The sequence below is a fragment of the Cyclobacterium sp. 1_MG-2023 genome (assembly GCF_030546805.1).
In the GTDB taxonomy this organism is placed as follows: domain Bacteria; phylum Bacteroidota; class Bacteroidia; order Cytophagales; family Cyclobacteriaceae; genus Cyclobacterium.
On sequence record NZ_JAUOPC010000021.1, the window covers coordinates 19181 to 30542 of the forward strand.

The window sequence follows — 11362 nt, forward strand, 5'->3', positions numbered from 1 at the left end:
AAGTTTATAGTATGGAAGGGACGACGAAAGTTGTCCCTTTTTTGCTTTTAGGTCATGGAAACCCTCATTACAGGTATAAACATCTTGTTTTTCTTAGCCTTATTAGGAACCATCCTGGGGCTGATAAGGCCGGTAATTGTCCTTTGGTTTATGCACCGTTTCAATAGGCTTAGTGTGATTAAATATTACGGTGTTCCTACAGCCATATTGTATTTTTTTAAGCTTACCTTGGCCTATTGGGCCTAATATAATCGCCATTCCGAGAAATAATATTTTAAAAACGCATAAATCAAGCCGTTAGGATTCAAGGCAGCACTCCAGCGGAGTGCAATCTTTGTAGCCCTGGGTAAGCGGACGCAGGAGGTGCCACCCGGGGTATTATTGAATTGGCTTTTTAGGACATAAGCCTGCAGTAAGCTCTATAGGGAAATTAGCTTTTCGCTAATACCATTGACACCTTACCTCTGGTTTTTAAAATCTGTTATCGATAGGCTAAGAAAGGGATTTTAATAGGACTTGACAAAGCCATTACGAAATTGATAATAGTGACGGTTGCAAAAAATCCCCCTTTGTCCCCCTTTAAAAAAAGGGGGATTTTGAGCTTTCAGCAATGTAGTGACTTTTGCTGAACGTGGGATAGAATCTCTTGGAAAAACCGCTAGACCCGAAAGAGGGATTACAACAGTCTTTCCTTACGCAACAGCTCCTCGAAAAAGGTACGCAATGACGATCTGGTATATCATTAATTCGGTACACTTCGACAAGCTCAGTGACCGGAAGACGTCATTCCGAGACTTTACATTTAAACGTCGAAAAGCTACAAGGCAGAATTAATATAATCATCTGCTTAATGATGCGCAATTTTCAACGCAATCGCTGAACTAAGGGCGCGTGGGCCGGGCCAAAACTACGAGGCGGGGTTGGGCCTTGCGGGGGGAAGTTTAGTTTTGGCTAGATTTTTCTTTGGTTCGTTTCTTTTCATCAATGGAAAAGAAATGAACGGCAATTCAGTGTGTAGAGCGATAAAATCTCTATGAAAGTCAAACTTACCAGACAACGTTGAACCAGTAACAATTCTACTAATTCTTATACTTTCCTATTAGTAAAGATTTGAAATTTGCCAAGGATTATTTTTTACATTGCAAACCAGTTTTTTACTAGACCATCTCATATAAAATAACCATTGTCACTTATTTGCTGCAGGCCTGCCCTGATGGGAACCATGTCAGAGCAGGCCTGCAGCGTAATAATTCAGTGGCTCGTCCTGAAACGAAGTAACTCAGGGGCCCAAAAAGTAACCAACTTGTCCTGAAACGGAACAACTCAGGGCCTGCCCTAATCCCTCAGGGACTAGCCCGCCGCTGAGTATCTTTTCGGCTAAAATTTAAGGCCTCCCGCACACAGGCAAACTAGGTTAGTTTAGAGTTTATTTATATGGATTGCTTTTTCGGAATTCAATCCTATATTTCAAAGGCTAACCATGCCTGTGCCCTTTCCTTCGCATCATAAATTTCTTAAGGCGGAAATTAACACATTCGTCATTCCAAGAATTAATATTTTAAAAATGCAGCATTCCAGTGGAGTGCATTCTTTGTAGCACTGGGTAAAATTATTTAATTCACTTTTTTATAACTCAAAACTGCCAGCCCATTTACCAAGACGGCATAAGCCAAAGTCTTCCATATCTGAGGCAAAATATCTGAAAACCCGGCCCCTTTTAACATTACCATTCGTACTACCTCTACAAAATACCTGATGGGATTAAAGGTAGTGATCACCTGGGCCCATTGTGGCATGCTTTCTATAGGGGTAAACAAACCACTCATTAGGATAAAAATAACCATGAAAAACCAAGCAATAAACATGGCCTGCTGCTGGGTTTCTGTGAAATTGGAAATAAATAGACCAATTCCCAGGACCACCAAAATATAAATGGCAGTATAAAAATATAGGGTGCCCAAGCTCCCTAGTAAGGGAATGTCAAAAATAAGTTTCGCCAGCACCAGCCCAATGGTCAACAAGCCCAAACCTATGATCCAAAATGGAAAAAGCTTTCCAATAATAAATTGACTTTTTTTGATTGGGGTGACGTTAATTTGTTCCAGTGTTCCGATTTCTTTTTCCCTCACAATATTCATCCCTGAAAGAAACAAGGTGATCATGGTGACCAATAGTACCAATATCCCCGGCACCATAAAAGTTTTATAATCCAATGTGCTATTGTACCAATAGGAAGGAATAATGGTAATCAGGCCGGCAAAGCCACTGCGGTTTTTATTACTCACAGAAGTCTCTAAGGCTATACCTTGGTTGAATTCCTGCACTATTTGTTGAATATAAGCAGTCTCTACTCCTGCTGCAGCCCCATCTATGGCATCCACAGTAAGCCCTAAGGAAGTTTTTTCTTGATTTACCAGCTGTCGTTCAAAATTATTGGGGATCTCCATGATTACATTTACTTTTCCCTGCAACATTCCTGCATAGGCCACCTTATAGGATGAGTAAGGTGCAAGAAGGTTGAAATAGGCCGATGAACGGAATTTTTCAATCAGTGCCCGAGAAGTAGAGCTGCGGTCCACATCGATGTAACCAAATTTTATATCCTTTACCTCATAGGTAGCTGCATTGGACAGAATGAGGAGTTGAACTATTGGTAAAATAAAAATAATAGGAAGCATTCCCTTATTTCTAAAGATCTGCTTGAATTCCTTTTGTATCAAATATCCGATGGTTTTCATTATTCAAGCCTGATTTTATATTTGTAGGTACTGATTCCAATAAAGAATAGCGTCATGCCTATAAGAATAATCGTCTCTTTCCAAATAAAAGCCATTCCCACTCCCTTTAACATGATTCCTTTAATGATAAGAATAAACCATTTGGCCGGAATAATATTACTTATAATTTGTAAAGGAAGCGGCATACTGCCTATAGGGAATATAAATCCTGACAAGAGGATTACCGGCAACATCAAGCCCATCAAGGAGATCATCATGGCCGTCTGCTGGGTCTTTGCTATGGTGGATATTAAAATCCCTAATGACAAAGAGGTAAGAATAAACAGCACACTCTCAGCACCTAATAAAATCAAGCTTCCTTGAACGGGCATTTTAAAAATAAAAATACTTAGCAGTACGATAATTATTGCATTTATGATGGAGAGCAAAATATAAGGAACCACCTTGCCTAATATCACCTGAAAAGGTTTTAATGGCGATACCAATAAAATTTCCATTGTTCCCAATTCTTTTTCCTTGGCTATGGAAATGGAAGTCATCATGGCAGAGACCAACATTAAAATTATCGTCATCACTCCGGGTACAAACATAAAAACACTTTTAAGTTCAGGGTTAAAAGCCATATGGGTTTGGGTCAATACCTGTGGACCTCCTACTTGATGGAGGTTTATGGATTGATTGTACTGCTGAACGATAGATAGAATATAATTGGTGATGGAATTGGCGGTGTTGGGATCCGTCGCATCAGCAACAAGCTGAATGGTGGCTTGCCCCCTTTTCACCATTTTTTCGCCAAAGTCCTTTTCAAAATTAATTACCGCCTTAACTTTTCCTTCCTTGAAAACCCCTTCCACCTCGGATTCAGCAGCTAAATATCGGTTTATAGAAAAGTATTTCGACGTAGCCATCTTATTGATAATCTCAATGGTAGTCGCATCTTTGGCTTGGTCCAAAATAGCAATTTCCACCTTATTGATTTCATTGGTAATGGCGAATCCAAATAATAAAATTTGGGCGATAGGCATCCCAAAAAGGATAAAAAGTGACCTTTTATCCCTATAGATATGGTAGAATTCCTTCTTTACAAAACCAATAAATCGTTTCATTTTGAAAAATTGAATTTCTTTTTATTCATTCGGTTTACTGCCCCTTGCCAGTTTCAAGAAAACCTCATTCAGGTTACCCGCCCCATATCGCTCCTTCAAAAGCTTAGGAGGACCCATTGCTTCAATTTTCCCATTGACCATAATGGATACCTTATCGCAATATTCTGCCTCGTCCATATAATGCGTAGTCACAAATAGGGTTGTTCCCTTATCAGCAGCATGATAGATCATTTCCCAGAATTGCCTCCTGGTAATGGGATCCACTCCCCCTGTAGGTTCATCTAGAAAAACAATTTTAGGGTCATGCAGGAGAGACACCGAAAAGGATAATTTTTGCTTCCAACCCAATGGCAAAGCGCCAACCAGTTGATCAATTATATTTTCCAGCTTTAGCTCCGTTACCAATACCTTTACCTTCTCCTTAATTGTAGCCCGGGACAAGCCGTATATCCCACCAAAAAAGGTGATGTTCTCCCTCACTGTTAAATCATCATAGAGGGCAAATTTCTGGCTCATATAGCCAATGTTCTTTTTGATAAGCTCCGTTTGAGTATAGACATCAAAACCTGCTACCATTGCTTCTCCAGAACTGGGTTTGGAAATGCCTATAAGCATTTTCATGGCCGTGGTTTTCCCCGCTCCATTGGCCCCGAGAAAGCCAAATATCTCTCCGGCCTTTACTTCAAAGCTTATGGCATCTACAGCCAGAAAATCACCAAACCTCTTTGTTAGATTTTTGACCGCTATTACCTTGTTGTCTTTCATTCTTTTGCCATTTCCATGAAAACATCCTCAATGGTAGGTTCAGTTAAACCAATATAAATCCCGGTAAGTCCATTTGCTTTCAGGTATTCTTCCAGTTCAGGAATATCCAAATCGGATCGACTATCGGTATAATGTACATATTCGCCAAAGGGGTACACACTGTACAGGTAAGGGAAATCCCGAAGCACTTGTATCAATTTATGTCTTTCTCCGGCTCCGATTTCATAAACTGCTTTAGGGTACTTTTCCACAATTTTTTTAGGGCTGTCAATCTCCATAATACGCCCATTCTGCATAAGGGCTACCCTATCACACAAAGCAGCCTCATCCATGTATGGCGTAGAAACCAATATGGTAATACCTTTTGCTTGCAGTCGCTTCAACATGTCCCAGAATTCCTTTCTGGAGACGGGATCCACACCGGTGGTAGGCTCATCCAGAAAAAGCACTTTAGGTTTATGAATCAAGGCACAACAAAGGGCAAGTTTTTGCTTCATTCCCCCGGATAACTTTCCCGCTCTTCGGGTTTTAAAGGGTTCTATCTGTTCATAGATTTCCTTGATGAGCTCATAATTTCTTTCGAGCGTTGTACCAAAAATGGTAGCGAAAAATTGCAGGTTCTCCTCCACTGTCAAATCCTGGTATAGTGAAAACCTGCCCGGCATATAGCCGACAGATTTTCGAATTGCAATATAATCCTCCACTACATCCATGCCTGCTACTACTGCAGTGCCGGTATCTGCCAATAAAAGCGTAGTCAAAATCCGAAACAAGGTGGTTTTCCCTGCACCATCAGGCCCTATTATTCCAAACAACTCACCCGGTTTTACCTCAAATGAAATGTCCTGAACCGCACTTATGCCCTTATAGGTCTTGCTGATTTGGTGAAGGGAAATGCTCATATTTAATCCTTTATTTGAATGGTAATGTTTAAGGAGATTTTTGATTTAATTGAATTGGAAATCAAACAAGCCGCTTCAGATTTCTGAACAATCCGTTCGGCCCGTTCTCTATCTTTTTCATTGAAGATGGTCACCGTTGGTGAAAGAATAATTTCTGTCATGGCAAATTTGCCCTCCTCTTTGGCCAAAATTCCTTTTGCATTGCAGCTAAAAGCAGCAAAATCCAGTTTGCTATTTTCTGCAATGGCCAAAAATGTAGTCATCAAACAACTACTCACCGAGGCAGTAAATAAATGTTCCGGAGACCAGATATTGGGCATTCCTTTAGGGAATTCCGGAGGTGTAGCCACCGCAATACAATTGGACGAATCGGACTCGCCCATTTTAAGTTCCGGCGAACACATAAGGCCCTTTCTATCTACATTCCAATTGATGTCTACATTGTACTGATGGTTTTCCATGGGATTATTGATTATGGTTAGTTACTTTTTTCGCTCAAGGTATTTTCGATCCACATTTCGGCTGGCATACCTATTTTTAGGGCGCCATCATTGTTCACCTTTATTTTCACTGCATAAACCAGGTTTACTCTTTCTTCCTTTGTTTGAATGATTTTCGGAGTAAACTCAGCCGTAGAGGATACCCAGCTAACCTTACCATCATATGCTTTCATTCCCTCATTTGAATCAATTTTTACCGTTACATCTTGCCCGATGCTGATATCCGGTAATTGCATTTCACTTATGTAAACCCTTAAAAGCATATTGTCCAAATCTGCAATTTTATATAACGGCTTTCCAAAAGCAACAACCTCACCTGCCTCAGCAAATTTACCCAATACCGTTCCATAAATAGGATTCCTCAAAACACTTTGGGCGATTTGCTGATCTATCTGAGCAATGCGCGCATCAAAAGACAATGCTTCTTTCTCAATAGGCATTTGCTGACTTTGAACGTTTTTAATCTGTTTTTTTAAAACTTCGACTTGATTTCTCCCTTTATCCAATTGCTGCTGAGTGGCCGCACCATCGGCAAACATTTTTGAGATACGGTCAAATTCTAAAGCTGCGTTTTTTAATTGTTCTTCCAGCACATTTATCTGCGAAGAAATGCTACCGGATTTTGATGCTACCGTTTCCTTGGCAGCCAACAATTGTTGCTTTGATAAAAACAAGGGCAAGGTGTCTACCAAAGCCACAAAGGTTCCCTTCTCGATCACTTGCCCCTCTTCTACGGCTAAGGACAATAATTTACCGGAAGACTCAGCTGAAACAGTAATTTCAGTTGCCTCAAAATTACCATAGCCATCTGCTTTCTCTTCATTTTCACAGGATACTATTCCTAGCAGAAGAATACTTGATAAAAATAGTTTGAAGGTTTTCATTTCGGTTCTGTATTTAAAAGTCACCCCTAATTAATTTGTACCTTGCCTGACTCATGACCAACTGTATTTCAGTCAGCTTTTGATTGACTTTTGCCTCATAAAGCTTGTTGAGTTCAATGATGTATGTCGAAGAAGTGATGGTCCCATTTTGAAATTGGGAGGTACTTGATGCAATTACTTCTTCCCTCAAGTTGACGATTGAGGCATCATGGGCTAAAATTTCTTTGTACTTGTTGATGTCCTCCCGTGCCTCTAGCAATTGGATCTCATTGTTGCGTACAAAGGTTTCTTTCTCTGTGGCCACCACACGCTTTAATGCTTCAACTCCCAACTTTTTTTCCTGAGCCTTGCCCCAGTCAAATAACCTCCAGTTGAACTTTAAACCAACCATATAAAAGTCCTGAAAGGAATTGTCTAACATGTTCAATCCAGGGTTCCCATATCCAGCCTGTGCAAAACCCATGAGGCTGGGGGATTTTTCTTTATCAATTAATTCCTTAGAAATGTCTAACTGCCGGGACTTGTATTCAAATAGTTTTAATTCCGGCCGGTTAAGCAGGGTATTAAATGTTTGCGCTATCTCTGGTTTCAACAATGTATCATTGAAATCAATGTCCTTATAGATTAGTAAGGAAAGGCTTTCTAATGCTTTTTTGCGGTCATATTTCAGCTGAACTTTTTGTTGCTCCAATAATAATATTTCTGCTTGTAAATGCTGATTTGTGGAAGGTAGGGCCATCCCATTTCTAATGGCAGAAACCGCTTCCTTTGCCCGCTCCTGCAAAATTTTCATTTTAGAATCCAGCAGTTTTTCTTGTTCCTGAAGGAGTAAAATCTTGAAATAAACGGCATTGACTCTTTCCTTAACCTGGTAAATGGTAACTTCTACCTCTTGTTGTCGTGTTTTTAATTCAGCTTGTTTTAACTTGGCATTTGCCGCTATGCTCCCACCGCTATAAATCAATTGGTTGACATCTAACGTCGCCCTATACTGATCCTTATTTGGTGGTTGGATGTCAGTATTCGGCAATTCTATAGGAATTCTCGTGACCTCAGATTGATAAGTAGTTTGCGCATTTAGGTCTAGTTTAGGTAGTTTCTGCAATTCGAGCACCCTGACCTCAGATTGAAATTGTTCCTCCAAAAAAATTTTCTGACTGCTTAACGGATAATTTATTTCTGCAAGATTAAAGCATTCTTCCAAGGTGAGCAGCTGCTGTGCAGGTACAAGAAAGGGAACCATTGCCAGAATAATTGTTACTATCTCTCTCATAACTTTTTTATTGAGTTGATAATGAATTCGGAAACAAAGGTTTTACGCTGTTCCATTAGTTGCTCAAAGTCATCCACTCCCAATTTCATAAAACCCCTAATAAGTGGCTTGGCTACAAAAGGAAAAATATTCAACGAAACAATGGTCACAAATAACTGCTCCCCATCGATAGGTCTCAAAATCCCTTCCTCAACCTCCTGTGCTACCTGCTTTTTAAATTTGTCAAGAGATGGAAAGCCTTTACTGTCTTGGATCATCTCAAAAAATGCTGGGTTTCGGTTTGACTCCTGAATGATAAAATTTGGAAGGTAAGGGTGCTTTTTCATAAAGGAAATATAATTATGGGTAAAGCTTTTCACCTTTTCCTCTATGGATGAATCATCATTTAAAACCTTATTGAGTTGAGGAGACAATAAGGAAAAAGCATTCTTAAACACCGCCTCAAAAAGCAATTGCTTGCTTCTAAAATAATAATGCAACATGGCTTTATTGATGCCCGCTGCATTTGCGATCTCCTGCATTCGGGCTCCATCCATGCCCTTCTGCTGGAAAACTTCCTTGGCTGCCTCCAAGATTTTCTTTTCTGTGTCTTGATTAAATTTTTTCTCCGCCATATTAACCTTATGGTTTAACCATTTGGTTAACAAATGTAAAATTTATTTTTACAAAAGAAAATTGATGGCGAAAAAAATTTACTAATAGGTTAAAATACGCTAAATCAATGCCTTAATAAAACATAATCAATTAAGTTAAATGAAACAGCGCACCATTGTGGAGAAGCTATCACGAAGGGAAAATAGGTAGAATTTTCAATCCTCTCTGAGTATTCCGTTAGATACCTTTATGGAAATGGTATTAATGAGGTCCAAAAATTCGCCCTTACCGGTAAAAAAATGCTATTATGAGACATCTCCGCTCACTAAAGAATGGACAAAAGCACCTAAATAGAAATAAAACTCATACCAGTTGATTGCTAGGTATTTTCTTGAGAAAGTTTGCACCTTAACACAGCAGTCTGCCCATCCATTAATGTGCAAGCGATCAAATATTCATCTCCTCCATCTTTAAGCTTGTACCTCTTTTTGATTTGGTCCGGCTTGCTGGGGAAATTGCGGGTCAATACATTCACCTTTCCATCAGGAAAGCGTTTTTTAAGCACTTTCTTATCCAGTTTCAGCTCTTCCAGCACTTCAAATACCCTACCATTGATTGACCCGGATATTTCATTTCCGGTGTAAAGATGGGTGTGCGGATGAAGCTTACTCAAGCCTAACTCCTTGCCAAAGCTTTTAAATGCTCCTGCCTTTAAAATGCAGGAAAATGGTAATACCAAAAATTTCTGTGGCAAAGAATAATTGACCAAGGCATTTGTTTCTTCCTCCAAGGAAAAGGAAAACTGTTGCGCACTATTTCTTCCCAATTCAGTGGCGACCACTTTCAAAGGCTCATTCTTGCCATTGTAAAGAAACAGCAATTCTTTTACCTCATTTTTGACAGCCACCACATGTACTTGGTTGATTTCCGGTAATTCTTTTAGTGCTGCCTGGATGTCAAGCATAGGTGATGCTTTGATCAAGATTACTTTGGCTTTATCCCGAAACAAATCCCAATTTTGGCTCACATCAGGTTCAAGGTCTTTGAGCTGATACATCTTTTGATTCCCACTACCTCTTCTAGCCGGATCCACAAAAAGCACATCGTATTTGGCACTTGTCTTTTCAATAAACTGAACCGACTCTCCATGCACCAAACTCAATTTGATTTCTTGGCCCTTTAACAATCTGGAAAGATTGTGTCGGGCGAGTTCCACCAGCTCTTGCTGCCTTTCTAGATAGGTAATTTCTTTGAATTCCTTGCCGATATAAAAAGTGTCTACAGCAAAGCCTCCCGTAAGGTCTATAAAAGTTTTGCCTTGGACCAGCTGGGACTTGTATCCGGCAGTAAGCTCAGAAGAGCACTGTTCCATAGATAGGCTAGGTGGAAAAATAATTGAAGGATAACCGGCCCAAAAAGGAAGCTTTTTAGCCGCTTTTTGTCGCATGGCTATTTGCCTGGCAGCTATTTTTAAGTCTATTCCCGGCGCAGTCTTTTGCCTTAAAAGCAAATGTGCAGGATCTTCCTTTAGATGATCCTGCACAAACTGCATCAATTCTTGATGATATATATTTTCAAGGTTCACTTAAACCATGCTGTGTTCCAGTAAATACTCGGCAATCTGAACGGCATTCGTAGCTGCTCCTTTTCGAAGGTTATCGGCTACGATCCACATATTAAGGGTATTGGCTTGGGTTTCATCCCTTCTCAATCTTCCTACAAACACCTCATCTTTTTTATGCGCATTCAATGGCATGGGATAAACATTATTTGCCGGATCATCTTCTACAATAATACCCGGAGTATTGGCCAACAATTCTTTGACTTCTGTCAAGTCAAAATCATTGTGGAATTCAACATTCACCGCTTCTGAATGCCCCCCCATCACAGGGATCCTTACAGCAGTAGCTGTTACCTGAATGGAATCATCACTGAAGATTTTCTTGGTTTCATTGATCATCTTCATTTCCTCTTTGGTGTAACCATTTTCTTGGAACACATCTATATGAGGCAATACATTCAAATCAATTTTATAGGGATAAACCATATCGGCTTTTTCTCCATTTCTCTCTGCCATCATCTGGTCTACTGCATCTTTACCTGTTCCGGTAACTGACTGATAGGTAGATACCACGATTCTTTTGATGCCATATTTTTCTCTCAAAGGAGCCAAAGCTAGTACCATTTGAATGGTAGAGCAGTTGGGATTCGCTATGATGCGGTCATCAATTCTAAGGCTCTTGCCATTGATTTCCGGCACTACCAATTTTTTGGTAGGATCCATCCTCCATGCAGAAGAATTGTCAATCACAATAGTTCCAACTTCAGCAAACTGCGGTGCCCATTCCTGAGAAGTTCCTCCTCCGGCTGAGAAAATCGCCACATCCGGCTTTTCTGCCACAGCCTGTTTGAGACCAATTACCGTATACTCCTTACCCTTATAAGCAATCTTTTTCCCTGCAGAACGCTCAGAGGCAACCAACAATAATTCATCGAAAGGGAAATTGTGCTCTTCGAGCACTTCTAGGATTTCTGAACCTACCAATCCGGTGGCTCCAACTACGGCTAACTTCATTTTAATTATAATTTTGACCGATTAA

The 11362-nt window shown here is 40.0% G+C and carries 11 protein-coding genes; 1 reads left to right on the top strand and 10 read right to left on the bottom strand.

Annotated elements, in window-relative coordinates; translation table 11 throughout:
• Positions 1–54: 54 nt before the first annotated feature.
• Positions 55–246 carry a hypothetical protein gene (locus Q4534_RS22595; RefSeq protein ID WP_303615432.1) on the top strand — a complete coding sequence of 64 codons (192 nt, stop codon included), beginning with the start codon at positions 55–57 and terminating at the stop codon, positions 244–246.
• Positions 247–1613: 1367 nt separating this feature from the next.
• On the opposite strand, the gene Q4534_RS22600 is transcribed toward Q4534_RS22595, so the two are convergent.
• The 10 genes from Q4534_RS22600 to Q4534_RS22645 all read right to left on the bottom strand — a co-directional run bounded on the left by Q4534_RS22600 (position 1614) and on the right by Q4534_RS22645 (position 11337).
• Positions 1614–2738, bottom strand: a complete 1125-nt coding sequence (locus Q4534_RS22600) for an ABC transporter permease (protein ID WP_303615433.1) — start codon at positions 2736–2738, stop codon at positions 1614–1616.
• Entirely contained in the window at positions 2738–3844 is a 1107-nt protein-coding gene (locus tag Q4534_RS22605) for an ABC transporter permease (RefSeq protein WP_303615434.1), read from the bottom strand. Before Q4534_RS22605 ends, Q4534_RS22600 begins: the two co-directional genes overlap by 1 nt.
• A 21-nt stretch (positions 3845–3865) precedes the next feature.
• Positions 3866–4609, bottom strand: coding sequence for an ABC transporter ATP-binding protein (locus tag Q4534_RS22610; RefSeq protein WP_303615435.1), 744 nt, complete (start codon positions 4607–4609; stop codon positions 3866–3868).
• A complete protein-coding gene (locus Q4534_RS22615) occupies positions 4606–5511 on the bottom strand; it encodes an ABC transporter ATP-binding protein (RefSeq protein ID WP_303615436.1) in 906 nt (301 codons plus the stop codon). The genes Q4534_RS22610 and Q4534_RS22615 overlap by 4 nt, the downstream gene beginning before the upstream one ends.
• A 2-nt stretch (positions 5512–5513) precedes the next feature.
• A complete protein-coding gene (locus Q4534_RS22620) occupies positions 5514–5972 on the bottom strand; it encodes an OsmC family protein (RefSeq protein WP_303615437.1) in 459 nt (152 codons plus the stop codon).
• 17 nt (positions 5973–5989) lie between these two features.
• Positions 5990–6895, bottom strand: a complete 906-nt coding sequence (locus Q4534_RS22625) for an HlyD family secretion protein (RefSeq protein ID WP_303615438.1) — start codon at positions 6893–6895, stop codon at positions 5990–5992.
• A gap of 13 nt (positions 6896–6908) precedes the next feature.
• Positions 6909–8168: a TolC family protein gene (locus Q4534_RS22630; RefSeq protein ID WP_303615439.1), complete on the bottom strand. Its 1260-nt coding sequence runs from the start codon at positions 8166–8168 to the stop codon at positions 6909–6911.
• On the bottom strand, positions 8165–8782 hold the full coding sequence (locus Q4534_RS22635) for a TetR/AcrR family transcriptional regulator (protein ID WP_303615440.1): 618 nt from the start codon (positions 8780–8782) through the stop codon (positions 8165–8167). Before Q4534_RS22635 ends, Q4534_RS22630 begins: the two co-directional genes overlap by 4 nt.
• 359 nt (positions 8783–9141) lie before the next feature.
• Complete coding sequence (locus Q4534_RS22640) at positions 9142–10314, bottom strand: THUMP-like domain-containing protein (RefSeq protein ID WP_303615441.1); 1173 nt, start codon at positions 10312–10314, stop codon at positions 9142–9144.
• Between the two features lie 33 nt (positions 10315–10347).
• Positions 10348–11337 (bottom strand): aspartate-semialdehyde dehydrogenase, encoded by a 990-nt coding sequence (locus Q4534_RS22645; protein WP_303615442.1) that lies wholly within the window; start codon positions 11335–11337, stop codon positions 10348–10350.
• Positions 11338–11362 lie beyond the last annotated feature (25 nt).